At 68.2% G+C, this 23179-nt stretch carries 21 protein-coding genes; 15 read left to right on the top strand and 6 right to left on the bottom strand.

Annotated features, from left to right (window positions below; all coding sequences use genetic code 11):
• Nucleotides 1-24 precede the first annotated feature (24 nt).
• Together KM176_RS13900 and KM176_RS13895 are read left to right on the top strand one after the other, a co-directional pair.
• The gene (locus KM176_RS13900; RefSeq protein WP_236045312.1) at nucleotides 25-2562 is read left to right on the top strand and encodes a circularly permuted type 2 ATP-grasp protein; all 2538 of its coding nucleotides are present in this window, start codon (nucleotides 25-27) and stop codon (nucleotides 2560-2562) included.
• 3 nt (nucleotides 2563-2565) lie between these two features.
• Nucleotides 2566-3444, top strand: a complete 879-nt coding sequence (locus tag KM176_RS13895; RefSeq protein WP_160893993.1) for a transglutaminase family protein — start codon at nucleotides 2566-2568, stop codon at nucleotides 3442-3444.
• 2 nt (nucleotides 3445-3446) lie between these two features.
• On the opposite strand, the gene KM176_RS13890 is transcribed toward KM176_RS13895, so the two are convergent.
• The 6 genes from KM176_RS13890 to KM176_RS13865 all read right to left on the bottom strand — a co-directional run bounded on the left by KM176_RS13890 (nucleotide 3447) and on the right by KM176_RS13865 (nucleotide 9574).
• Nucleotides 3447-4400: an isopenicillin N synthase family dioxygenase gene (locus KM176_RS13890; RefSeq protein ID WP_160893995.1), complete on the bottom strand. Its 954-nt coding sequence runs from the start codon at nucleotides 4398-4400 to the stop codon at nucleotides 3447-3449.
• 63 nt (nucleotides 4401-4463) lie between these two features.
• Complete coding sequence (locus KM176_RS13885) at nucleotides 4464-5453, bottom strand: isopenicillin N synthase family dioxygenase (RefSeq protein WP_160893997.1); 990 nt, start codon at nucleotides 5451-5453, stop codon at nucleotides 4464-4466.
• A 73-nt stretch (nucleotides 5454-5526) separates the two neighbouring features.
• Nucleotides 5527-6903: an amidohydrolase family protein gene (locus KM176_RS13880; protein WP_160893999.1), complete on the bottom strand. Its 1377-nt coding sequence runs from the start codon at nucleotides 6901-6903 to the stop codon at nucleotides 5527-5529.
• The gene (locus tag KM176_RS13875) at nucleotides 6903-7751 is read right to left on the bottom strand and encodes an ABC transporter permease (protein WP_202397798.1); all 849 of its coding nucleotides are present in this window, start codon (nucleotides 7749-7751) and stop codon (nucleotides 6903-6905) included. The genes KM176_RS13880 and KM176_RS13875 overlap by 1 nt, the downstream gene beginning before the upstream one ends.
• On the bottom strand, nucleotides 7751-8530 hold the full coding sequence (locus KM176_RS13870) for an ABC transporter ATP-binding protein (RefSeq protein WP_160894001.1): 780 nt from the start codon (nucleotides 8528-8530) through the stop codon (nucleotides 7751-7753). Before KM176_RS13870 ends, KM176_RS13875 begins: the two co-directional genes overlap by 1 nt.
• A 63-nt stretch (nucleotides 8531-8593) precedes the next feature.
• Nucleotides 8594-9574 carry an ABC transporter substrate-binding protein gene (locus KM176_RS13865; RefSeq protein ID WP_160894003.1) on the bottom strand — a complete coding sequence of 327 codons (981 nt, stop codon included), beginning with the start codon at nucleotides 9572-9574 and terminating at the stop codon, nucleotides 8594-8596.
• 593 nt (nucleotides 9575-10167) lie between these two features.
• Between KM176_RS13865 and KM176_RS13860 the strand changes: the two genes are divergently transcribed.
• The 13 genes from KM176_RS13860 to KM176_RS13800 all read left to right on the top strand — a co-directional run bounded on the left by KM176_RS13860 (nucleotide 10168) and on the right by KM176_RS13800 (nucleotide 23020).
• Nucleotides 10168-11550: an aspartate aminotransferase family protein gene (locus KM176_RS13860; RefSeq protein ID WP_160894005.1), complete on the top strand. Its 1383-nt coding sequence runs from the start codon at nucleotides 10168-10170 to the stop codon at nucleotides 11548-11550.
• A 431-nt stretch (nucleotides 11551-11981) separates the two neighbouring features.
• Nucleotides 11982-13664 (top strand): glucan biosynthesis protein, encoded by a 1683-nt coding sequence (locus tag KM176_RS13855; protein ID WP_160894007.1) that lies wholly within the window; start codon nucleotides 11982-11984, stop codon nucleotides 13662-13664.
• An 8-nt stretch (nucleotides 13665-13672) separates the two neighbouring features.
• Complete coding sequence (locus KM176_RS13850; RefSeq protein WP_160894009.1) at nucleotides 13673-13852, top strand: hypothetical protein; 180 nt, start codon at nucleotides 13673-13675, stop codon at nucleotides 13850-13852.
• Nucleotides 13853-13963: 111 nt separating this feature from the next.
• Entirely contained in the window at nucleotides 13964-15748 is a 1785-nt protein-coding gene (gene mdoH / locus KM176_RS13845; RefSeq protein WP_160894011.1) for a glucans biosynthesis glucosyltransferase MdoH, read from the top strand.
• A 204-nt stretch (nucleotides 15749-15952) separates the two neighbouring features.
• Nucleotides 15953-16192, top strand: a complete 240-nt coding sequence (locus KM176_RS13840) for an Lrp/AsnC ligand binding domain-containing protein (RefSeq protein WP_160894012.1) — start codon at nucleotides 15953-15955, stop codon at nucleotides 16190-16192.
• Between the two features lie 187 nt (nucleotides 16193-16379).
• Nucleotides 16380-17333: a siderophore ABC transporter substrate-binding protein gene (locus tag KM176_RS13835; protein WP_236045311.1), complete on the top strand. Its 954-nt coding sequence runs from the start codon at nucleotides 16380-16382 to the stop codon at nucleotides 17331-17333.
• Between the two features lie 5 nt (nucleotides 17334-17338).
• Nucleotides 17339-18286 (top strand): ABC transporter permease, encoded by a 948-nt coding sequence (locus KM176_RS13830; protein ID WP_375372121.1) that lies wholly within the window; start codon nucleotides 17339-17341, stop codon nucleotides 18284-18286.
• Nucleotides 18279-19244: an iron chelate uptake ABC transporter family permease subunit gene (locus KM176_RS13825; protein ID WP_160894014.1), complete on the top strand. Its 966-nt coding sequence runs from the start codon at nucleotides 18279-18281 to the stop codon at nucleotides 19242-19244. Before KM176_RS13830 ends, KM176_RS13825 begins: the two co-directional genes overlap by 8 nt.
• Nucleotides 19241-19993 carry an iron ABC transporter ATP-binding protein gene (locus KM176_RS13820; RefSeq protein ID WP_160894016.1) on the top strand — a complete coding sequence of 251 codons (753 nt, stop codon included), beginning with the start codon at nucleotides 19241-19243 and terminating at the stop codon, nucleotides 19991-19993. The genes KM176_RS13825 and KM176_RS13820 overlap by 4 nt, the downstream gene beginning before the upstream one ends.
• 258 nt (nucleotides 19994-20251) lie before the next feature.
• A complete protein-coding gene (locus KM176_RS13815) occupies nucleotides 20252-21259 on the top strand; it encodes a MotA/TolQ/ExbB proton channel family protein (protein WP_236045309.1) in 1008 nt (335 codons plus the stop codon).
• A 21-nt stretch (nucleotides 21260-21280) separates the two neighbouring features.
• The gene (locus tag KM176_RS13810; protein ID WP_160894020.1) at nucleotides 21281-21661 is read left to right on the top strand and encodes an ExbD/TolR family protein; all 381 of its coding nucleotides are present in this window, start codon (nucleotides 21281-21283) and stop codon (nucleotides 21659-21661) included.
• A 4-nt stretch (nucleotides 21662-21665) separates the two neighbouring features.
• Nucleotides 21666-22061, top strand: a complete 396-nt coding sequence (locus KM176_RS13805) for an ExbD/TolR family protein (RefSeq protein WP_311136150.1) — start codon at nucleotides 21666-21668, stop codon at nucleotides 22059-22061.
• Complete coding sequence (locus KM176_RS13800; RefSeq protein WP_160894022.1) at nucleotides 22058-23020, top strand: cell envelope integrity protein TolA; 963 nt, start codon at nucleotides 22058-22060, stop codon at nucleotides 23018-23020. Before KM176_RS13805 ends, KM176_RS13800 begins: the two co-directional genes overlap by 4 nt.
• The last annotated feature ends 159 nt before the right edge of the window (nucleotides 23021-23179 follow it).

The following is a 23179-nucleotide window of genomic DNA, read 5'->3' as shown; positions in this document are numbered from 1 at the left end:
TCATCGCGCAGGAAGGGGCCGGGCATGACCACGGAAAAACCGCCGCGCCAGGATGACGTGCAGGTCTCTTCCATGTCGCAATCCCTTCAGGGGCGCCCGATGCAGGTGCAGCGGCAGTCGGGCCAGACCGCCCGCCAGCCCGACCAGCCCCCCGGCGCGGCGCAGGCCGCCCGCACCGCCCGCCTGAAGGAGCTGCTGGCCGATTATCACCCGACGACCGGCGTCTCGGACGAGCTGATGGATGACACCGGCACGATCCGCCCGGTCTGGAAGCCCTTCCTCGACCGCCTCGCGCGGCTCTCTGCGGACGAGATCGCGCTGTCGCAGGCGCGCGGCACCCAGTATCTGCGCGACGCGGGCGTGTTCTTCCGCCATTACGGCCCCGATGCCCACGAGGAGCGCGAATGGCCGCTCTCGCATCTGCCGCTGCTGATCGCCGAGGCCGAATGGCAGAGCATCTCGGAGGGGCTGATCGAGCGCGCGGACCTGCTGGAACGGATGATGGCCGATTTCTACGGCCCCGGCACGCTGGTCAGCGAGGGGCTGGTGCCGGCGGAACTGCTGGCCGCGAACCCCGAATGGCTGCGCCCCATGGTGGGGGTGGCGCCGAAATCGGGCCATTACCTGCACATGGTCGCCTTCGACATCGGGCGCGGGCCGGATGGCAAGTGGTGGGTGCTGGGGGATCGTGCCCAGGCGCCCTCGGGGGCGGGCTTCGCGCTGGAAACCCGCATGGCGACCTCGCGCAGTTTCCCGGGCATCATCTCGGACAGCCATGTCGCGCGGCTGGCGGGCTTCTTCCGCAATTTCCGCGACGCGCTGCTGGCGCTGCGCGACAATGACGACAGCCGGGTCACCATCCTGACCCCCGGCCCGATGAACGACACCTATTTCGAGCACGCCTATATCGCGCGCTACCTGGGCTTCCTGCTGGTCCAGGGCGAGGATCTGGTGGTCAAGAACGGCAAGCTGATGGTGCAGACCGTGGGCGGTCTGTCCCCGGTCTCGGTGCTGTGGCGGCGGCTCGACAGCGGCTGGCTGGACCCGCTGGAGCTGAACGAGCATTCGCAGCTGGGCACGCCGGGCATTCTGGGCGCGCTGCGCGCCGGCAACCTGACCATGGTCAACGCGCCCGGCTCGGGCGTGCTGGAGGCCCGCGCCCTGATGGCCTACATCCCCCGGATCGCGCGGCAATGGCTGGGGCACGACCTGGCGATGCCCAATATCGCCACCTGGTGGTGCGGTGCCGAGGAGGCCCGCGACTACGTGAAGGCCAATGCGGGGCGGATGACCATCGACCGGGCGCTGTCGAACCGGCTGCCCTTCGACCATGGCCCCGACGTGATCATCGCCGGAGAGACCCGGCGCGGCAAACCCTTCGATCCGGCCCTGATCGACGAGGCCGCCGGCCGCCTGGCCGCGCAGGAGATCGTCTCGCTTTCCACGGCGCCGGCGCTGTCCGAGGCCGGCAGGCTGGAGCCCCGCCCGGTGACGCTGCGGGTGATCCTGGCGCGCGGCCCCGAGGGCTGGCAGGTCATGCAGGGCGGCTTTGCCCGCATCGGCCCGGCGGATGCCTCGGCGGATATCTCGGTGCAGAAGGGGGGCTCGGTCTCGGATGTATGGGTGGTCTGCCCGGAAGAGCCCGAGGACGACACGCTGCTCTCCAAGGGGGCGCCGCGCCATGTCCTGCCGCAGCTGGGCGCCCTGCCGACGCGGGCGGCGGACAACCTGTTCTGGCTGGGCCGCTATTCCGAACGGGTCGAGCAGAAGTTCCGCCTGCTGCGCGCCTGGCACCTGCGACTGGCGGAAAGCGGGCGCACCGACCTGCCGCTGATGCAGCTTCTGTCGACGACGCTCGGGACGATGAACCTGGACATGGCGCAGGCCTTCCCCGACGGGCTGCGCTATGACATCCAGGCGGCGCTGACCAGCGCGGGCAATATCCGCGACCGCTTCTCGACCGATGGCTGGAACGCGCTGACCGACCTGCAACGCTCGGTCCAGCGGATCGGGCCGCGCCTGAAGCCGGGCGATGATGCGGCGCGCGCCATGTCGGTCTTCCTGCGCAAGATCTCGGGTTTCTCGGGGCTGGTGCATGACAACATGTACCACGGGGCGGGCTGGCGGTTCCTCAGCCTGGGGCGCGCGGTCGAACGGGCCTCGGGCAATGCGCTGATGCTGCAGGTCTTCACCCTGCCGGGCGCCGCTGAAGGCGCGCTTGGCATCGCCATCGAGGCGGGCGATGCGATCATGACCCACCGCCACCGATTCCCCAGCTTCACTTCGCGCGAAAGCGTCCTGAGCCTGCTGCTGCTGGATCCGGAAAACCCGCGCTCCGTGCTGGCCCAGTGCCGAGAGATGCTGCGCCAGCTTGACGGGCTGGAGCGCATGGGAGAGGCCGGTCTGCATCCGCACATGACGCCGATCCGGCGCGAGGTGCTGCGCCTTGATACCGACCTGGCGATCGCCCAGGCCGAAGACATCGACCCCGACCGCCTGCAGGAGATCGTGGCGGCGACCATGCGGCTGTCCGGCCTTCTGGCCGAGACCTACCTGAGGTGAGCCATGATCTACGACATCCGGCTGCGCATCGCCTATGAATACCAGGCCCCGGCGGATGTCGGGCGCCACATCCTGCGGATTGCCCCGCGCGAGATCCCGGGCGTCCAGCGGGTGCTGCACGCGGCGCTGAAGCTGGACCCGGCGCCCTCGGAGAAGATCCACCGGACCGATTTCTTCGGCAACGACTGCACCGAGGTCGCCTATGGCGCCGCCCTCAGCGAGACCCGCTTTGAAATGAGCGCCCGGGTCGAACGCATCGCGCAGGATCTGGGGCTGGACGTGTCGCCCGACCGCTCGCGCTTCGAGGCAGAGCTGGCCGCCACCCCCTCCATCGCGGCGGATGCGCCGCAGAACTACCTGTTCTCCTCGGTGCGGGTGGGGACGCATCGCGCGGTGGCGGACTGGGCCGCCAAGGTCGCCCGCCGCGCCGAAACCGCGCTGACCACCGCCGAGGCGATCAGCGATGCGCTGCACGAGCGCATGACCTTCGATTCCACCGCCACCATGGTCGACACGCCGCTGGAAGAGGCCTTCCACCTCAAGCGCGGGGTCTGTCAGGACTATACCCATATCGCGATCTGCGCGCTGCGCTCTCTGGGGATCCCGGCGGGCTATGTCTCGGGCTTCCTGCGCACCCTGCCGCCCGAGGGGCAGGAGCGGCTGGAGGGCGCGGATGCCATGCATGCCTGGGTGCGGGCCTGGTGCGGCAAGGACATGGGCTGGGTCGAATTCGACCCGACCAATGCCATGCGCGCCGGGCAGGACCACGTGGTGATCGCCTACGGGCGCGACTATTTCGACGTTGCCCCGGTGAAGGGCGCGCTGCGCATCGCCGGCGGCCAGAGCAATTCCCAGGCGGTGGACGTGGTGGCGCTCGACTGACCTCAGCGCGCCGCCTGGTAGGTGCGCGCATACATGGCGCGCAGGTGCTCCTCGACCGTGATGGGGGGATATTTCGGGCTTTCCCCGGCATAGAGGCAGGTCGGCAGGCAGGCGACCTCGTGCCGGGGATAGCCGGTGTAGAAGAACGGCACGGAATAGCGCTCTCGTCCCGAGCGGTTGATCACCCGGTGCAGGGTCGAGCGGTAGCGCTCATTGGTCCAGCGCGCGATCATGTCGCCCAGGTTCACCACGTAGGTGCCGGGCATCGGCGGCGCCTCGATCCAGGAGCCGTCCCCGGCCTGCACCTGAAGCCCGCCGACACTGTCCTGAAGCAGCAGGGTCAGCCCGCCGAAATCGGTATGGGCCCCGGCGCCCATCTCTCCCTCCACGTCGGGCTGGGCGGGGGGATAATGCAGCAGGCGCAGGGTGCACATCGGCTGTTCGGTGAAGCCGTCGAAGTGATCCTCGGGCAGGTCGAGCGAGAGCGCCAGCCCGCGCATCAGCGTGGCGCCCAGCGTCTGAAGGGCGGCGAAATAGGCCATCATCACGGGGCGGAAGCCCGGCAGGTCGGCGGGCCACTGGTTCGGGCCGTGGTTGAACCAGCCCTCCGCCACGCGGGGATCGCGGGGGCCCAGCTCCTCGCCGATGTAGTAGCCCTCCTTGCGGTCGGGCAGGGCGCCGGGTTGCAGGGTCTGCCCGCCCAGCGTCTCGTAGCCGCGGTTGCAGGGCGAGAGCGCCTTCGAAAGCGCATCCTTGGCGGCCTCGGGCTGATCGAACAGCGCGCGGGTCTCGTCCAGAACGGCCTCGATCAGGCCCTGGGGGATGCCATGGCCGGAGATGTAGAAGAAGCCATGCGCCAGGCAGGCGCGGCGGATCTTCTCGGCAACCTGCTGGCGGGCCACCGGATCCGAGGATGACAGGTCGGCAATGTCGATGACGGGCAGGGTCTGGGGCATCGGGGCCTCCGCAGAAGGAAAGGGGCGGGCCCCGGAAGGCCCGCCCCGAAAGGCATCAGAGCGTCATTTCTTGCCGAAGTTCGCGCCCAGCCGCATCTGCATGTAGTCATGCGCGGTCATCGGTTCGTACTTGCCTTCCGGGCCTTCCAGCACGGCGTCCTTGTTGGCCTGGGCGAAATAGGCGATCGAATAGCGCGGGCCCAGGTATTCGTCGGGCTTGGGCATCCGCACCCGGTGCAGGTTCGACACCAGCTTGTCGTCGGACCAGCGCATCAGCATGTCGCCGATGTTGCAGGTGATGACGCCCGCCAGCGGCGGCACGTCGGTCCAGGCGATGGCGCGGCCCTGGGCATCCTTGCCGGGGCACAGCTGCAACCCGCCCTGACCGGGGCGCTGGTGCAGCAGGGTCAGGCAGTCGTAGTCGGTATGGGCGCCCGCGCGCCAGAACTTGAAGTCCTCGGGTTTGGCGTCCTCCATCCCGAGGTAATGGATCAGCCGCACGGTGGACTGGTATTCCGGGCTTTCGGGATCATGATGGGCGGTGAAGAAATCGCTGTTCAGCCCCAGCTTGTCGGCGAAGCAGGACAGCACCTTCATGGCCAGCGCCCAGTTGTGACGCTCGAACGCCATCAGGCTGGGGCGGAACATCGGCACCTCTTCCCCGGTCGGCCAGAGCGGCTTCATCCGGGGCAGGGTGATCTGGTAGCTTTCCTTGTTGTCGGGCGTCCCGGTCGAGGGGCGCACCTGCGCCTTGTACTCCCAGCCCGAATTGGTGCCCGGCAGCATCGGATACTTGGCCTTGGTCTCCTGCGGCAGGTCGAAGAACTGGCCGGACAGGAAGAAGGCCTCGTCGATCAGCTCCTGCGGGATGCCGTGGTTCTTCAGCTGGAAGAAGCCGATCTCGGTCGCGGCCTTCCACAGTTCCTCGGTGATCTCGGCCTTGCGGTGGAAGTAGTCGGACATGTCGATGATCGGGATCTCGCGATCCACGGTCAGGCCCTCTCCGCCAAAGCCCTTTTCCTTGTTCAGTTCCGTCAGTGCATAATCGTTCATGGAGTTTCTCCTGAGAGTAGGAGAGCAATGACCCGCGCGTTGCCGCGCTGCCCGCTTCTGCTCCGGGTGGACCTCATGCGGGTTCGGCGATCTGCGCCGCCCTGTGCATGAGGGATTGGGTGAGGCGGGTCGCGTCCTCGGCCAGGCGGCCAAGATCCAGCCCCGCAGGCTGCCCGTCGCGGACGATGAGCCGCCCGCCGACGAGGGAATGTTTCACGACGCAGCCGCCGGTGATCACCGGGGCCAGCGCGGGATCGTGCAGCCCCATGTTGCGCGGCGCCGAGAGGTCGATCAGGGCGATGTCGGCGGCCATGCCGGGGGCCAGCGTGCCGCATTTCGGCAGGCCCAGAACGGCGGCCCCCCCGGCCGAGGCCCAGTGCAGCACCTCTTCGGCGCGCAGCGCCTCCGCGCCGTGCAGCGCGCGGTGCAGCGTGAAGGCCGAGAACATCGCGATGCCCATGTCGGCGGCCTCGTTGGCGGCGGCGCCGTCAACGCCCATCGACACGCGGCCGCCCAGCCGGTGCAGCGCCAGTGCCGGCGCGATGCCCGAGCCGAGGCGCGCATTGGCATTCGGGCAATGCGCCATGCCGGCGCCGGTTTCGGCCAGCATCTCGATCTCGAAGGGCTCCAGGTCGACCAGATGGGCGAACCACACGTCCTCTCCCAGCCAGTCGTGCTCGGCCAGCCAGGGCACCGGGCGCTTGCCGTATTTCGCCAGGGTGAAATCGGCGTAGTTGCGGTTCTCGGACAGGTGGCAGTGCAGCCGCATCCCGCCGTCGCGGGCAAAGCGCGCGATTTCCGACAGTTCCTCGGGGGCGAGGTTGAAGTTGGGCGTTGTGGGGGCCACCGCGACACGGGTCATCGCCAGATCGGAAGGATCGTGCCAGCGCGCCGCCGTCGCCTCGATCCCGGCCAGCATCTGCCCCAGCGTCTCGCAGGGGGCGGGGGGGATGGCGGGATCGTCGAAGGCGCGGCCCCTTGTCATGCCGCCGCGCCCCAGCACGAAGCGCACGCCCATGCGCGCGGCTTCCTCGAACAGCACTTCGGAGGGGTCGTAATCGTAGCGCGGCGAATAGACGTAATGGTGATCGGCCACGGTGGTCGCGCCGGAAAGCACCAGTTCGGTCAGGCCGATACGGGCGGCGACGCGGAAGGTTTCCTCGTCCAGCAGCGGCCAGAGCGCGTAGGGCACATGCATCAGCCAGGGATCGAGGGGCATGTTCATGCCCTTCGGCACGGCCTTCAGCACCGACTGGAACAGGTGGTGATGGGTGTTCACCAGCCCCGGGATCACCGTGCAACCGGTGGCATCCAGCACCTCTTCGCCGGGGCGGGGCCGCAGCGCGCCCATTTCGGCGATGCGCCCGTTTTCGATACGGATCGCGCCCTCAAAGCGTTCATCCGTGCCCAGGCGACCGGTCAGGCCATGACGGATATTGGCGATCAGCATCAGCGGCGCTCCTTCGGCAGCGACCAGGGGAACAGGATCTTCTGCGCCAGGTTGACGACCTGGAACAGCGCCAGCGACATCACCAGCAGGATGCCGAGGCCCGCCCAGGCCTGCGGCAGCTTGAACATCGAGGTCGAGAACTGGATGAAATAGCCGATCCCGGCCTCGGCGGCGACGAATTCGGCGACCACGGCACCGACGACCGACAGGGTGATCGAAATCTTCAGCCCCGAGAAGATGTAGGGCGTCGCATAGGGCAGGCGGATCTGGCTGATCTCGCGCCAGACGGGGGCGCGCAGGGAGCGCGACAGCTCGATCAGCTCGGGGGGCGTGGCCATCAGGCCGGTGGTCATCGACACCACCAGCGGGAAGAACGAGATCATGAAGGTGATGACGATGCGCGGCAGGTCATCGGTGCCCAGCACCACGATGATGATCGGCGCCACGGCGACGATCGGCACCGACTGGATCACCACCAGAAGCGGATAGAGCGCCCGGCTGAGCAGCCGCGATTTCGCCAGCCCCACCGCGATCGGCAAAGAGATGACGATGGAGGCGATATAGCCTATCAGCGCCACGCGCAGGGTGGACCAGACATGTTCGACCCAGCGGCTTGCAGGAATGGCGCTGAAGCCTTCCAGGATGCGCGAGGGGGCCGGCAGCACGTAGCTGGGCACGTTGAACAGCCGCGTGCCGCCCTCCCACAGGGCGAGGATCAGCACGAAGGTCAGCAGCGGCAGCACCACCGGGGTCCGGATCAGCCATTCGGACAGCGTCATCCTCGGCGCTTTCACGGGGGCTGCGGTGGTCTTGCCGGTGGCGGTGGAAACGTCGGCGGGCGCGGTCATCAGGCGACTTCCTCGCGGATCAGAAGAGAGCGCAGATGCGCCATGTAATCCTGCATCTCGGGGCTGCGCAGGCTGCTTTCGTCGCGCGGACGGCCCAGCGGCACCTCCATGTCGGCGATCACCCGGCCCGGGCGGCCCGACATGACGACGACACGGTCCGCCAGGATGACGGCCTCGGGGATGGAATGGGTGATGAACAGGACGGTCTTCGGGCTGGCCTGCCAGATCCGCAGCAGCTCGAACCCCATGGCGTCGCGGGTCAGGGCATCAAGCGCGCTGAAGGGTTCGTCCATCAGCAGGATGTCGGGGTTCAGGAACAGCGCCCGGGCGATGCCGACGCGCTGCTGCATGCCGCCCGAGAGTTCGGAGGGCAGGCGGCTTTCGAACCCCGCCAGCCCGCAGGTCGCCAGGATCTGGCGGGCATGGTCGCGGTCGCTGGCGCTGACGCGGCCGCGCTTGTGCTTTGCCGGGAAGGTCACGTTGTCCAGCACATTGGCCCAGGGCAGCAGGGTCGCCTGCTGGAAGACGATGCCGATGTCGTCGCGCGGCTCGCTGACCGGGTGGCCGAAGACCGACACCGTGCCCTGCGTCGCCTTCATCAGCCCCGAGGTCAGCCGCAGCAGGGTCGACTTGCCACAGCCCGAGGGGCCCAGCACGGCAACGAATTCGTGCCGCTTCAGCGCGACATCGACCCCCGACAGGGCCGTCAGCGGCCCGTGATCGGTCAGAAAGGTCATGCCCACGTCGGAAAACCGGATCGCGTCCTGGTCGATACTCATGTTCTTCTCTCCGTCTGCGGCCCCCGCGCGGGGCAGGGGCCGCACCCTTGGATCAGTCCCGGATCATTGCGGCAGGTAGCTGCGGTTGATGGCGGTTTCCGGATCGAGGCTCTCCGGATCCAGGCCCTGCGCCTCGGCGACGCGCGCCCAGGTCGAGGCAACGCGGGTCGCATCGAGCGAGCCAAGGCCCAGCTTCTCGGTCATGTCGTTGAAGATCAGCTTGGAGGTGTCCTCCCACATCGCCTTCACGTCATCGACGGTCAGTTCGGGCACCATGGCGACGACATCGGCGGCGGCCTTGTCGGGATTGGCCTGGGCGAATTCCAGCGACTTCTTGAAGGCCGCGACGAAGCGCTTGGTCAGCTCGGGATTGGCGCTCGCGTAGTCGGAATTGGTCACCAGCGCAGCCGAGTAGGTCTCAAGCCCGGCCTCGGCCCAGGGCAGCACCACCAGCTCCTTGCCGGCCTCTTTCGCCTGGTTGGTGTAGCGCGACACGTTGGTCAGCCAGGCAATCGCGACATCCTGCTGGCCGGTGAACATCAGCGGGCCAAGCGCGCCGGGATCGGCCTTGGTCAGGGTGATGTCGCTGTCGCTCAGGCCGTTGGCCTTCAGGATCAGCGGCAGCAGCACGTTGGAGGAAGTGAAGGGAGAGGTGACGACCTTCTTGCCCTTCACGTCGGCGATCGCGGCGATGCCCTTGTCCTTGGTGGTGAAGAAGGCATCGGGGGGCATGTTGTAAATCGACATGATCGCCTCGACCGGGACCTTCTCGGTCGCCTTGGCGGCCATCACGCCATCGAGCCCGGCCGAGCCGAACTGCGCCACGCCGGTGGCGAGCTTGGTGATCGCCTCGGAAGAGCCGCGCCCGCTGGCGATGGTCACGTCAAAGCCCGCATCCTTGCAGAAGCCTTCCTGCACGCAGACGTAGATCGGGGCCTTGTCGCCGCCCGGCAGCCAGTCCAGCTGGAAGGTGATCTTGTCGTCGGCGAAGCTGGGCGAGGCCAGCGAGGCGATCAGCGCGGAGGCCGCGCAAAGGCGTTTCATGTCAGTTCTTCCCTGTTGTTCTGGTTGATCTTGTCCGGCAGTCGCGGCCAGCGGGGGCCCTGCGACCCGAGGCCCGCGTCACCCGGCCCGCAGGGGCCCGGGCCGCGTGCGGCTGTCCCGGAAACTGGAGATTGAGCAAGTCGCGTCGCATGCGTTCACCTGACCTGAAACCGTTGGTCCGATGAGCAATGTCCTTGCCCGCCCGGGGCCTACCGCTTCTACTCGTCCCCGTTTTAGCCGCCCCGCCCGACGATGGGTCAAGGAACCGGCGCGGCTTCGCCGAAAATCACCGGAATGGCCGTGCCGCGCCTTTTTTGTGGGCAGGTGGCGGCCGTGGCGCCATGGAATTGGGCATACTCTGCCGCCGCGGCAGGGTATGCGGGTGCGGGTGTTCGGAAATACAGCCCTTGGCTGTGCCCGGGTGGTGCTTGCGCGGCGCGCCCCCGGCAGGCCCGGCCTCCAGCTGTGGCAAAATCGGCAAAGCCGTTGTCTTGCAAGGAAAGTCTTCTCACCCGGGCGACAGGAGGGTAGGGTTCCGCAAGTTTCATTTGAAGGGCGGCCCCGGGCTGCCTGCCTCCTGCCAGAGTTCAACCATGACCGACCTGTCCAACTCGCTTGCTGCAGCCGACATCGCCCATTCCCTGCACCCCTACACCAATGCCCGTGCGCATGAGGACCAGGGGCCCATGATCATCTCGCGCGGCGAGGGGATCTATGTCTGGGACAGCAACGGCAAGCAGTACATCGAGGGCATGGCCGGGCTGTGGTCCGTTGCCGTGGGCTTTTCCGAACCGCGCCTGAAGGCCGCCGCGCTCGCCCAGATGGATGAGCTGCCCTATTATCACACCTTCACCTCCAAGGCACATGCGCCGCAGATCCGCCTGGCCGAGAAGCTGGTGGAAATGTCGCCCGAGGCGCTGACCAAGGTGTTCTTCACCAACTCGGGCTCCGAGGCGAACGATACCGTGATCAAGATGGTCTGGTATCTGAACAACGCGCTTGGCCGGCCGCAGAAGAAGAAGTTCCTGGCCCGCAACAAGGCCTATCACGGCGTCACCGTCGCCTCGGCCTCGCTGACCGGGCTGCCGGGCAATCACACCGATTTCGACCTGCCGGCGATCCCGGTCACCCACCTGACGACGCCGCATTACTGGCGCTTCGGCGCGCAGGGCGAGAGCGAGGCGCAGTTCACCGCCCGCCTGCTGAAGGAGATCGAGGACACCATCCTGGCCGAGGGCCCCGAGACCATCGCCGCCTTCATCGGTGAGCCGGTGATGGGCGCGGGCGGGGTGATCCTGCCGCCCGAGGGCTACTGGGAAGGCGTCGCCGCGCTTTGCAAGAAATACGACATCCTGCTGGTCGCCGACGAGGTGATCAACGGCTTCGGGCGCCTGGGCACCACCTTCGGCTGCGAAAGCTTCGGCTTCGTGCCCGACATCATGGTGCTGTCCAAGCAGATCAGCTCTTCCTACATGCCGCTGGCGGCGATCCTGGTCAGCGATGCCGTCTACAATGCCATCGCCGACAACTCGGCCAAGATCGGCACCTTTGGTCATGGCTATACCGGCTCCGGTCATCCGGTGGCCTGCGCCGTGGGCCTGGAGAACCTCAAGATCATCGAAGAGCGCGACCTGGTGGGCAATGCCGCCCGCGTCGGCGCCGTGATGCAGGCGGAACTGGCCCGGCTGGCCGATCATCCCCTGGTCGGAGAGGTGCGCGGCACCGGCCTGATCGCCGCGGTCGAGATGGTTGCCGACAAGGCCGCCAGGACGCCTTTCGATGCCAAGCTGAAGCTGGGCGCCAAGGCGGCCGAGTTCTGCAACGAACAGGGCCTGATCGTGCGCGCCATCGGCGATGCGCTGGCGCTGTGCCCGCCGCTGATCGTCACCGAGGACGAGGTGAGAGAGATCGTCGCGCGGATGGAGCGGGCGCTGGATGCGACCCAGGCCTGGCTGGCTGCGGAAGGTGTGATCTGAAAGACGCAGCGCTCGCAGGCAGGGGCGGTGGTCGCGGCTGATCAGGTCGCGGCCTGTTACGTTTCTGTAATGTGAGGCGGCGTGAGCGGGCTCCGAAACGGGGAAGTCGTGATTGCAACACGCGCTCTGGCGGAAAATGGCCTATTCCGCGACGGCGCGCGGCATCTACCCACTGGTGCGAAAGGGGCGATTAGCAATATTTTGCGCAGTCCCAAGCCGTGGGAATCACACTGTAAATCCCCGACTTTCCTACCGAGAGCAACAATGTTTCGCCGCCGCCCCTGAACCAATTCCATCACGTTCGCGTTGGCATCGCGATGTCTGGGCAAGCTCCCGCCACATGCCGGATATCGGATTGCCCCAGGGCGTCATTGGAACAATTTTGTATAAGGCCTCCCGCCTGGACGACATGAAGCACTCGAGGAAAGCATATGCACCGATCTGACCTGCCCTCCCGGACCTCCCGCCCGGGGCAGCGATCCTCTTCTTCCCTGCGCCATCTGGCGTCGCCCTCCCGTCGGCGCCTGCTGCGTCAGCTTGCCGGGTCGTCGGCGCTGGCCGTTGTCGGCCTGCCTGCGCTGGCCCAGGAACAACCCGCCCAGACGGATCAGAATGCCGATGCCGCCGCCCCGGCCCAGCCGGCGGTGCCCGCCAAGCAGCCTTTCAGCTTCGACTGGCTGGCCGAGCAGATGCAGCAGCTCTCCACGCAGGCGCCGCGCAAGCCCGAGGCGCCGCAGGGCTTCCTGACCAAGCTCGACTACGACAGCTACCAGCGCATCCAGTTCGACCCCGCGAAGGCCCGCTGGCAGGACGAGGGCCAGGAATTCCGCGTGCTGGCCTACCAGCTGGGCTGGCTCTACAAGGCTCCGGTGGAGCTGTACGAGGTCGTCGATGGCCAGGCCACGCCGATGATCTTCAACACCACGGATTTCATCTACCACAAGCCGCTGAACGTCGAGATCCCCGACAACTTCGCGATGCCGGGCGTTGCGGGCTTCCGCCTGAACGCGCAGCTGAACCGCGCCGACAAGTTCGACGAGCTGGTGGCCTTCCTGGGCGCCTCCTACTTCCGCGCGCTTGGCCGCGACAACCGCTACGGCCTGTCGGCCCGCGGCCTGGCCGTGAACACCGGCCTGTCCGGCAACGAGGAATTCCCCCGCTTCACTGCCTTCTGGCTTGAGCGCCCGGCGCCCGGCCAGCCGGTGGCGCGGGTCTATGCCTCGCTGGAAAGCGAAAGCTGCACCGGGGCCTATGCCTTCACCATCCGCCCCGGCGAGACCACGATCATGGACGTCAAGGTCAAGCTGTTCACCCGCAACGACATCCAGCAGGTGGGCATCGCGCCGCTGACCTCGATGTTCCTGTTCGGCGGGCCCGACCGTGGCGATTTCGAGGATTTCCGCCCCGGCGTGCACGACAGCGATGCGCTGATCCTGCAGACCGGCGCGAACGAGACCTTCTTCCGGCCGCTGAAGAACCCGCCGCGGCTGGCCACCTCCTACCTCTGGGCGATGAACCCGAAGAAATTCGGTCTGATCCAGCGCAACCGGATCTTCGCGGATTACCTCGATGCCCAGGCGCGCTACGATCTGCGCCCCTCGCTGACCATCGAGCCGCAGGGCGACTGGGGCGAGGGCAACATCTGCCTGGTGGAGATCCCATCGGACCAGGAAGGCAACGACAACATCGTCGCCTTCTGGGTCCCAAAGGACAAGTTCGTCAAAGGCGCAAGCTACGACCTGTCCTACCGGATGGCCTGGGGCATGTCCCCGGGCTCCGAAAATCATGAGCTTGCGCAAGTGATCCGTACGCGGTCCGGCCATGCCGGAGTTGCGGGCAGTACACCGGCAAAAGGCCGCCGAAAGTTCGTCATCGACTACGTGGGCGGACTAATGGCGGAACTTCCGGCCGACGCGACGGTTAAACCTGAGATCGAGGTCTCCGGCGGCAAGGTCACCGAAGCCATTGTCTCGCCCATCGAAGGGCAGGACATCTGGCGGTTGGCGATCGATGTCGAATCCCCCGGGGATGACATCATGGAAATCAAGGCGAGCTTGAACGGTTACGGGCGCCGGCTGAGCGAAACCTGGGTCTATCAATGGATGAAGGAGTGAAAGTCATCATGAGTTTCGACCTGAGCATCGAGAACGACAAGCAGGACATCACGGCCTACGAGGCCAGTGCCTGGGAACCGCCGCTTGCACCCCTGGACATGCCGCGCCAGCAGCTTGAGGCCGAGCCCCGCGCCGATCGCCGTCCCGGCCTGCTGGCCCGCGCGTTTTCCTTCCTGCACGTTGCCTGAGCGTTCTCTGCTGCTGCTGCCACACTGATCGCGCCCCGGTCCTCCCACCGGGACGCGATTTTCCCTTTACCGGACCCGCGCTGCTCTGGGTCCCGTCCGAGGAGCCCAGCCATGCGCTTCGATCCGACCCCCCTGTACCGGCTTGCCGCCATCCTGTTCGCCCTTGTCGCCGCGATCACAGCCACCGTGCTTCTGGCCGAAGCCGCGGTCGAGGATGGTCTGGATGTCTGGGACGTGGTGCGCGCCTTCCTGATCTTCGTGACGACGGCCTGGCTGTCCTGGGGCGCCGCCATGGCGCTGCTGGGGCTGGCGCCGCGCCCGAAAAGCTTCGGCAAGGCCGAGCGCGCGCTGTACCGCCCCGGCGACAGCTGCGTCGTTCTGGTGCCGATCTGCAACGAGGACCCGGTGCAGACCTTCGCGCGGATCGCGGTGATGGATGCCTCGATGCGCGCTGCCGGCGTGGTTTCTGACATCGCCGTGCTCTCGGACACCCGCGATGAGGACAACTTCCGCGCCGAGCGCGCCGCCTTCGCGCGGCTGCTGCAGGAAACCGACGGGGCAGGGCGGATCTACTACCGCCGCCGCCAGGACAACCGGGGCCGCAAGGCCGGCAATATCGAGGATTTCATCCGCAATTCGGGGGGGGCCTACGAATTCGCCGTGATCCTGGATGCCGACAGCCTGATGGAAGGCCAGACCATCCGCCAGATGATCGCGCGGATGCAGGCCGATCCGAACATGGGCCTGTTGCAGACCCTGCCGAAGATCACCGGCTCGACCTCGCTGTTCGGGCGGGCGCAGCAGTTCGCCGCCAGCTTCTTCAGCCCGGTCTTCTCGCGCGGGCTGGCGCGGATGCAGGGCAAGACCGGTCCGTTCTGGGGCCACAATGCCATCATCCGCGTGAAGGCCTTCGCCGAAAGCTGCGCGCTGCCGCCGCTGGCCGGCAAGCCGCCCTTCGGCGGTCACATCCTGTCGCACGATTATGTCGAGGCCGCGCTGCTGGCGCGCGCCGGCTGGACCGTGCAGGTGGATGAAACCATCGAAGGCTCGTTCGAGGAAGGCCCCGACAACATCCTGGCCTTCGCCAAGCGCGACCGCCGCTGGTGCCAGGGCAACCTTCAGCACATCCGCCTGCTGACCGCGCCGGGGCTGCGCGCCTGGTCGCGCTTCGTCTTCGTGCAGGGGATCTTCGCCTATATCGTCTCGCTGATCTGGGGGCTGTTCCTGATCGCCTCGGTGATCGCCACGATCATGGCGCCGCTGCCCGACTATTTCCCCGACCCCTACCAGCTGTTCCCGGTCTTCCCGTCGGATCGCACGCAGCAGATCATCGCGCTCGGCATCGGCATCTTCGGCCTGCTGGTGGTGCCGAAGCTGGCGATCCTGGGCATCTCGGCCGCCTCGGGCCGGGCCCGGGGCTACGGCGGGGCCGGCAAGCTCGCGGCCTCGGTGGTGATCGAGCTGCTGCTGTCCTCGATGATGGCGCCGGTGATGCTGATGTACCAGTCGAAGGCCGTGCTTCAGGTGCTTTCGGGCCGGGACGGCGGCTGGCCTGCCAACCAGCGCGGCGAAGGCCGCCTGTCCCTGGCCGAGGGCTTTGCCGCCACCGCCTGGATCCAGGTCTTCGGGGCCGCCGCCCTGGCGCTGGTGTGGTACATCGCCCCCGAGCTGCTGATCTGGATGCTGCCCGTCGGCGTGCCGATGCTGCTGGCACCCTGGATCATCTCTCTGTCCTCGCAGCCGATCGGGCGCGGCCTGTTCGTCAGCCCGGAAGAGACCGCCCCCTCGGAGGTCGTGCTGGCCTATCGCGCGCTGCTGGCCCGCTGGACCGGCACCGATACGACCGAACCGGCCGATACCTCGACCGGGCTGCAGAACGGGGCCGCCCCGGCCTGAACCCGGCGGCTGCCCGCCCTTTGCGCCCCCGTCCGGCCCCGCCCGGGCGGGGGTTTTGCCTGAAGCCGCGCCCACGGCGGGCTGACGCCCTGTCACGCTTGCGCGACGTGCTGTCGCAGCGGCGTGCTTGCACCCGGCGCGCCGGGCGCGCAATCTGGCGCCGCGGAGCCGCTCCGCACAGGTTCAGATCCGAAGGACATCCCCATGGCCACGCCGCTTTTCATCCAGGTCCGCTGCACCCCCGGCCTCACCTACAAGGTCGCCGAGGCCCTGGCGCTGCGCGAATTCCATTCCGAACTCTACTCGACCTCGGGCGAATTCGACCTTCTGATCAAGGTCTATCCGCCGGAAGGCGGCGATGTCGGCCACTTCGTCAACCAGTGCTTCGCCGGCATCGAGGGGGTCGAAAGGACCCTCACCACGCTGACCTTCAAGGCGTTCTGAACGGACACTTTTCCCCGGCGCGTTCCGGTCTTCCGCCGTGTTGCGCACGGCGCCGCCCCCGGTGGTGCAAGAGCGCTTATCCGATCCTTTTGGTAAGGTATGCGCTTGACCCTTCCGGTTCCCCGGTCTAGCCCCGGAGGCAGGATTCACGCTTCGGCGCATCCCGCCCCAGCTACCGGAGACAGCCATGACCGCAATCTCTTCCCCCCGCCCCGTGCTGAGCCGCCGCAGGGTCCTGATGGGAGGGGTGGCGCTGCCGCTCGCCTGTGCCCTGGCCGGGCCCGCGCTGGCCGCCGAGGCGCTGACGCTGGAGACCGCGAAGGGTCCGATCACCCTGAAGGCCGTGCCGAAGACGCTGGTGGTTCTGGACGTCGCCGCGATCGACACGCTGGCCGCGCTGGACGTGCCGATGGCCGGGGTCGCGACGCCGCTGTTCGTTTCGGCGCTGGAGAAGGAAGTCAATGACGTCCCCTCCGTCGGCACCATGTTCGAGGCCGACCTGGAGAAGGTCGCGGCGCTGCGCCCCGACCTGATCATCACCGGGCTGCGCGCCGAGGCCCAGAACGCCACCCTGTCCCGGATCGCCCCGGTCGCCGACATGAGCATCGGCGATGACGCGGTGGCCGACGGGCTGGCGCGGCTCTCCGCCTATGCCGGGCTGTTCGACAAGGCCGAGCAGGCCGAGTCGCTGAAGGTGCTGCTGCAGGCCAAGCTGGACGAGGCCAAGGCCCAGGTCGCCAAGAATGGCGGCAAGGTGATGATCCTGCTCGCCAACGGCCCGAAGGTGACCGCCTTCGGCGCGGACAGCCGCTTTGGCTGGATCAACTCCAACCTTGACTGGCCCCAGGCCGTTCAGGGCCTGGAGGCCTCGCGCCATGGCGAGCCCGTCTCGTTCGAATTCATCGCCCAGGCCGATCCCGACACGATCCTGGTCATCGACCGCGGCACCACGGTGGGCGAGGGGGCGCAATCGGCGCAGCAGACCCTCGACAATGCGCTGGTGCAGGGCACCAAGGCCTGGAAGACCGGCAAGGTCGTCTACCTCTCCACCCCGGAGGCCTATGTCGGCGCCGGTGGCGTGCAGTCGCTGATGGTGACGCTGGATCAGATCACCTCGGCGCTGAAGGGGGCGCAGTCCTGACACCCCTGCGCTGGACCCTGGCCTTCGGGCTGCTGGCCGCGCTCGCGCTGGTCTCGCTGATGACCGGCGCCGTGCCGGTCACGCTGCGCGACCTGCTGACCGATCCCGAGGGCCAGAAGCTGCTGGTGGTGTCGCGCATCCCGCGTACCCTGGCGGCGCTGCTGGCGGGGGGCGCGCTGGCGGTCTGCGGCCAGATCATGCAGATCCTCGCCCGCAACCGCTTCGTGGAGCCGATGACCGCAGGTGCCGGCCAGAGCGCCGCGCTCGGCATCCTGATCGCCGCGCTGCTGTTCCCGGCGACCGCGATCTGGGCCAAGATGGGCATTGCCGCGCTGACCACGCTGATCGGCACCGCCGGGCTGATGCTGCTGATCCGGCCGCTGCCGCCGACCCAGCCGCTGCTGGTGCCGCTGGTGGCGCTGGTCTACGGCGGGGTGATCGGCGCCTTCGTCACCTATTTCGCCTATCAGGGCGACATGATGCAGTTCATCGGCACCTGGCTGACCGGAGAGCTGTCGGGCGTGCTGCAGGGGCGGTATGAGCTGCTCTGGGTTGCCGCCATTTCCGCCGGGGTCACCTGGTTCATCGCCGACCGGATCACCGTCCTCAGCCTGGGCGAGGACGCCGCGCGCGGGCTTGGCCTGAACGTCGGGCTGGTCTCGGCGGCGGGCCTCGGGGCGATCTCGATCACCACGGCGATGGTCGTGGTGACGCTGGGCGCCATTCCCTTCGTCGGGCTGGTGATCCCCAATATCGTCGCGCGCCGCATGGGCGACAACCTGCGCCGGGCGCTGCCGGTGGCGGCGTTCTCGGGGGCGGCGCTGGTGCTGGCGGGCGACATCCTGGGCCGCATCCTGCGCGCCCCGTTCGAGATCCCGGTGGCCACCGTCGTGGGCCTGGCCGGGGCGCTGGTCTTCCTGATCCTGCTCTACAGCGAGCCGCGCCATGGCTAAACGACTGATCGCCCTTGCCGCCGTGCTGGTCGCGGTCTCGGCCCTCTACATGCTGGTCGATGCCCAGGGCGCCTGGAGCTTCCTGCTGCCGTTCCGCGCCCAGAAGCTGGGGGCGATGCTGCTGGTGGGCACCTGCCTGTCGGTGGCGACCGTGCTGTTCCAGACCATCACCGCGAACCGCATCCTGACGCCCTCGGTCATGGGGTTCGACGCGCTTTACATCCTGGTGCTGACCTCGGTCGTGCACCTGTTCGGCTCGGCGGGCTTTGCCGCCATCCCCTCGGTCGTGCTGTTCGCGATCAACGTCACCGGCATGACGCTGCTGGGGCTCCTGCTGTTCACCCTGCTGCGGCGGGGCGCGCGCGGCGACATGATGCGGCTGGTGCTGACCGGCATCATCCTGGGCATCCTGCTGCGCTCGATCACCGAATTCCTGCAACGCATGATCGACCCCTCCGAATTCTCGGTCGTGCAGTCGATCAGCTTTGCCCGCTTCACCTCGGTCGATCCCAAGCTGCTGGCGCTGACGGCGGCGGTCACCGTGCCGGTGCTGTGGCTGGCCTGGCGGATGCGCGCGCGCCTTGACGTGCTGGGGCTGGGAGAGGTCCCGGCCACCGGCCTTGGCGAACGCCCGGCGCGCGGGCAGGCCCAGGCGCTGGTGCTGATCTGCCTGCTGGTGGCCGCCGCAACCGCGCTGGTCGGCCCGATGTCGGGCGGGGGCGGGGGGCCTGCGAACTTCTTCGGGCTGATCGCCACGGCGCTGGCCCATGTGCTGACCCCGACCGAGCGGCATTCGACCCTGATCCCCTCGGCGGCGCTGACCGGCTGCATCCTGCTGGTCGCCGGCCAGACCGTGATGGAGCGTTTCCTCGATCTCAGCACGCCGCTTACCGTGGTGATCGAGCTGATCGGCGGGCTGCTCTTCCTCTTCCTTCTGGTGAAACGGAGACGCGCATGATCCGGATCCGCGACGTGCACCATGCAATCGGCAAGGCCCGGATCCTGCATGGCATCGACCTTGATATCCCCAAGGGCGGGATCACCGCCCTGATCGGCCCCAACGGGGCGGGCAAGTCGACGCTGCTGTCGCTGGTTGCGCGCCTCGCGCCGCTGAAACAGGGCGAGATCACGGTGGAAACCCTGAAGATCGGCGCCTGTTCCGACCGCGATCTGGCCAAGGTGCTGGCGATCATGGCGCAAAGCACCCATGTCTCGGCCCGGCTAAGGGTGCGCGAACTGGTCAGCTTTGGCCGTTACCCCTGGCACCAGGGCCGCCCCGGCGCCCAGGATCGCGCCCTGATCGAGGCCGCGCTGGAGCGGTTCGGCCTGCTGCCCATCGCGGATCGCTTCCTGGACGAGGTGTCGGGCGGGCAGCGCCAGCGCGCCTTCGTCGCCATGGCCTTCGCGCAGGACACCGACTACCTGCTGCTGGACGAGCCGCTGAACAACCTCGACATTGCCGGGGCCCGCAGCCTGATGCGCCTGCTGCGCGAGATGGCGGACAAGGACGGCAAGACCATCGTCATCGTGCTGCACGACATCAACTATGCCAGCGCCTTCGCCGACCGCATCGTCGCGCTGAAGGACGGGCGCGTCGCCGCCCAGGGCACGCCCGCGCAGATCGTCGATACCGCGCTGCTGCGCGATGTCTTCGGCACCGATGCCGAGGTCTCGGTGATCGGCGGGCGGCCCCAGGTTCTGGTCTGAGCGCATCCGCGCCATTGCGCGCCTCGGGGGGCTGCCCCGGGGTTTATAGTTGACTGCTTTTGTCGGTTATTCTAGGTCTGCGTAGGAACGCCAGCCGCCGCGCATTTCCCGGTTTCTCAGCGCAGCCAGCCTCCTGCCCCCCAGATTTCCCGTGCCGCGCCAAGGGGCGCCGGCTGCGGGCCTCTTCCTGTTGCGGGGCATTCCGGACAATTCCGCAGCGCCGATCCTTCCCGAAGGCGCCTAGTGATGGAGATCGAGATGGCCGCTTCCCGTCTGGCCCTTGGGCTGACCCTCGCCATGGGCCTTGCCCTTCCGCTGAGCGCCCAGGACGCCGCACCGCAGGTCGGCAGCGACAGCCCCGTGCTGACGGCGCCCCAGCAGGTGGAAAACGACGGGGCTCCGGCTCTGACGGGCGGGGCAGATGCCGCGCCCGTCAGCCCCGCAGGGGACATCTCCCCCGCCGCTTCCGCTGGTTCTACGGATGAACCGGCGGGTTCCGTCGCAGACTCCGAAGAAAAAGTTTCGACTGCGGAGTCAAATTCCGAAACCGTGCCGGCCGCGCTGCCCGAAGCCGCTCCGGAACCCGCCACCGGCGTGCAGGGCGCGCTGGATCGGACCATGGACTTCCTGATCACCGGCGGCCCCTCGATCTGGGCGATTGCCGCGCTTTCGGTCATCACCGTGGCGGTGATCCTGTGGAAGATCTGGCGCCTGATCGCCGCCGGCGCCTGGTCGCGCCGGGCCTCGCGCCGGGCGGTGGATGCCTGGGAGGGCGGCGATGCCGCGCGGGCGCTCGCCTCGATCGAGGGGCGCTCGGGGCTGCGCTCGCGGCTGGTGCGCGGGGCCATGCGTGCCCGCCTGTCGCTGGACGAGACCGCCGCCCGCGAAGAGACCGCCCGCATCGCCAAGTCGCTGATCGCCTCTCAGGGGGTGGCGCTGCGCGCGCTCGAACTGATCTCGACCGTGGCGCCGCTGCTGGGTCTGCTGGGCACGGTGATGGGCATGATCTCGGCCTTCCAGGCGCTTCAGGAGGCCGGCAGCAGCGCCGACCCCTCGATGCTGGCCGGCGGGATCTGGGAAGCCCTGCTGACCACCGCCGCGGGCATGGCCGTCGCCATCCCGGCCTCGGCGGCGCTGACCTGGTTCGAGGCCGTGCTTGAGAACCTGCGCACTGATCTTGAGGACCTGGCCGCCCGCATCTTCGTGGCCGAGATCCCCGGCGAGGGGCAGGCCTCGGCCCGTATCACCAAGCTTGCGGCGCAGTAGGGACCGGACGGGCCCCGCGCCATGAGCTTTACCGACGATACGCCCCGACCGCGCCGCAAGCCGTCTCTCACGCCGATGATCGACGTGGTGTTCCTGCTGCTGGTCTTCTTCATGCTGGCCTCGCGCTTTGGTGTCGACCAGGTGCTGCCGCTGCCGCTGGCCTCCGGCGGGCAGGGCTACGAAGGCCCGCCGCGCCTGGTCGATGTCCTGCCCGAGGGGGTGAAGGTCAACGGCGTCACGATCCCCGCGTCCGAGCTGGCCGCCAAGATCGAAAGCCTGACCGCGAAACCGCAGGACACCATCATCCTGCGCGGCGCCGAGGGCGCCAAGTTGCAGCGCGTGGTCGATGTGGCGGGGCAGCTGCGTGCTGCCGGCCATTCGAACCTCGTGCTGGTGGAGTGATCCGATGACCGTGATGAATTTCACGCCCCCGCCGCGCCGCCCGCGCGCCGAATCCATCGTGCCGATGATCAACGTGGTGTTCCTGCTGCTGATCTTCTTCCTGATGACCTCAAGGCTGACCCCGGCGGAGCCCTTCAAGGTGACGCCGCCCCAGGCCGCCGAGGGCACCGAGGCCGAGGGCACCGGCGTCCTCTACCTCTCGTCCGAGGGGCAGCTGGGCTACATGGGGCAGGAAGGCCCCGCCGCGATCGCCGCCTTCGTGGCCGAGACCCGCGACGTCCCGGGCACGCCGCAGTTGCGCGCCGATGGCGCCGCCGAGGCCAAGACCGTGGCCCATGTGCTGAAGGAGCTGTCCGAGGCCGGGCTGAAGAACGTCGCCCTGGTGGTGGCCCCGCAATGAGCGCCCTGCCCAGACGCCTGGCCGAGGGCGCCGTCTTCCTGACCCTGGCCGTGGGCCTGCACGTGGCCCTGGCGATCCGCCTTCCCGCCCAGGACACCGGCAGCGATGCCGGCGGGCAGGGGGGCGATGCGCTGGTGTCGCTGAAGGGCGCCGCCCCCGGCACCATCGCCATGGTCCAGCAATGGGAAACCCCGCCCGAGACCACCCAGCAGGTCGAGCCGGTGCCCCAGGACACGCCGCCGCCGACCCCGGTTACCACGCCGCAGCCCGACGCGCCGCCCCCGGCGATGCCGCAGCTGGATCTGGCCGCGCAGCAGCCCGATACCGTCGCCCTGCCGAAGATCGAGACCGAGGTGCCGCCGCCGCCGCAACCCGATCCGCCTCCCGTGGCCGAGGCCCCGCCTGAACCCGAGCCCGAGCCCCAGCCCCAGGAGGAGGTCGCCGAGGCCCAGCCCGACAGCGCCGCCCCCACCGAGGCCCGCCGCCCGATGCCGCGTCCGCAGGATCTTGCCCCCGAACCGCAGAAGAAGCCCGAGAAGGCCGTGCCCGGCCCGGTCACCCAGGCTGCCCGCAAGGGCGGCGAGGGTGGCGTCACGCAGCGCGCCGCAGGGTCCGGCGGCTCGGCGCAGGCCGGCAACAGCTCTGGCAGCGTGCGCACCGGCAAGGGCAAGGAAGAGGCCCGGCTGGAGGCCGTCTGGGGTGCCAAGATCCGGGGCTGGATCGAGCGGAAAAAGCGCTTCCCCGGCGCGATGCGCGGCAGTTCCGGGCGCGTCGTGGTACGCCTGACCGTGGCCCCCGATGGCCGGCTGCTGGGCGCCAGCGTGGTGCGCTCTTCCGGAGAGGCCGCCTTCGACCAGGCCGCGCTTTCGGCGGTGCAGCGCGCCGGCAGGATGCCTAAGGCGCCCGCGCAGCTGAAGGAGGCCAGCTACAGCTTCAACCTGCCGGTCGATTTCAGCTGAGGGAATCGCCTGCACGGCGAACAGGCGCGGGCGTCCACCCCGCGCCTGCCCCGCTTTTCAGCACCCCTGCCGCAGGGGCGGGATTGCATACGATCCTGTACACCTCTGCCCCGAAAACCGGCGAGAGTGTTAAAAAGCCATTTCTCTATCCACAACAAA

The sequence above is a fragment of the Pseudooceanicola endophyticus genome (genome assembly GCF_018760365.1).
Lineage (GTDB): Bacteria > Pseudomonadota > Alphaproteobacteria > Rhodobacterales > Rhodobacteraceae > Pseudooceanicola > Pseudooceanicola endophyticus.
This window is presented reverse-complemented; position numbering and strand designations above follow the sequence as displayed.

Excerpts from the sequence above, each read along its gene's own strand:
- mdoH (WP_160894011.1), top strand. The coding sequence starts at position 13,964 with ATGCGCTTCGATCCGACCCCCCTGTACCGGCTTGCCGCCATCCTGTTC.
- KM176_RS13895 (WP_160893993.1), top strand. The coding sequence starts at position 2,566 with ATGATCTACGACATCCGGCTGCGCATCGCCTATGAATACCAGGCCCCG.
- KM176_RS13820 (WP_160894016.1), top strand. The coding sequence starts at position 19,241 with ATGATCCGGATCCGCGACGTGCACCATGCAATCGGCAAGGCCCGGATC.
- KM176_RS13900 (WP_236045312.1), top strand. The coding sequence starts at position 25 with ATGACCACGGAAAAACCGCCGCGCCAGGATGACGTGCAGGTCTCTTCC.
- KM176_RS13850 (WP_160894009.1), top strand. The coding sequence starts at position 13,673 with ATGAGTTTCGACCTGAGCATCGAGAACGACAAGCAGGACATCACGGCC.
- KM176_RS13865 (WP_160894003.1), bottom strand. The coding sequence starts at position 9,574 with ATGAAACGCCTTTGCGCGGCCTCCGCGCTGATCGCCTCGCTGGCCTCG.
- KM176_RS13870 (WP_160894001.1), bottom strand. The coding sequence starts at position 8,530 with ATGAGTATCGACCAGGACGCGATCCGGTTTTCCGACGTGGGCATGACC.
- KM176_RS13810 (WP_160894020.1), top strand. The coding sequence starts at position 21,281 with ATGAGCTTTACCGACGATACGCCCCGACCGCGCCGCAAGCCGTCTCTC.
- KM176_RS13880 (WP_160893999.1), bottom strand. The coding sequence starts at position 6,903 with ATGCTGATCGCCAATATCCGTCATGGCCTGACCGGTCGCCTGGGCACG.
- KM176_RS13885 (WP_160893997.1), bottom strand. The coding sequence starts at position 5,453 with ATGAACGATTATGCACTGACGGAACTGAACAAGGAAAAGGGCTTTGGC.
- KM176_RS13825 (WP_160894014.1), top strand. The coding sequence starts at position 18,279 with ATGGCTAAACGACTGATCGCCCTTGCCGCCGTGCTGGTCGCGGTCTCG.
- KM176_RS13840 (WP_160894012.1), top strand. The coding sequence starts at position 15,953 with ATGGCCACGCCGCTTTTCATCCAGGTCCGCTGCACCCCCGGCCTCACC.
- KM176_RS13855 (WP_160894007.1), top strand. The coding sequence starts at position 11,982 with ATGCACCGATCTGACCTGCCCTCCCGGACCTCCCGCCCGGGGCAGCGA.
- KM176_RS13890 (WP_160893995.1), bottom strand. The coding sequence starts at position 4,400 with ATGCCCCAGACCCTGCCCGTCATCGACATTGCCGACCTGTCATCCTCG.
- KM176_RS13835 (WP_236045311.1), top strand. The coding sequence starts at position 16,380 with ATGACCGCAATCTCTTCCCCCCGCCCCGTGCTGAGCCGCCGCAGGGTC.
- KM176_RS13805 (WP_311136150.1), top strand. The coding sequence starts at position 21,666 with ATGACCGTGATGAATTTCACGCCCCCGCCGCGCCGCCCGCGCGCCGAA.
- KM176_RS13875 (WP_202397798.1), bottom strand. The coding sequence starts at position 7,751 with ATGACCGCGCCCGCCGACGTTTCCACCGCCACCGGCAAGACCACCGCA.
- KM176_RS13800 (WP_160894022.1), top strand. The coding sequence starts at position 22,058 with ATGAGCGCCCTGCCCAGACGCCTGGCCGAGGGCGCCGTCTTCCTGACC.
- KM176_RS13815 (WP_236045309.1), top strand. The coding sequence starts at position 20,252 with ATGGCCGCTTCCCGTCTGGCCCTTGGGCTGACCCTCGCCATGGGCCTT.
- KM176_RS13860 (WP_160894005.1), top strand. The coding sequence starts at position 10,168 with ATGACCGACCTGTCCAACTCGCTTGCTGCAGCCGACATCGCCCATTCC.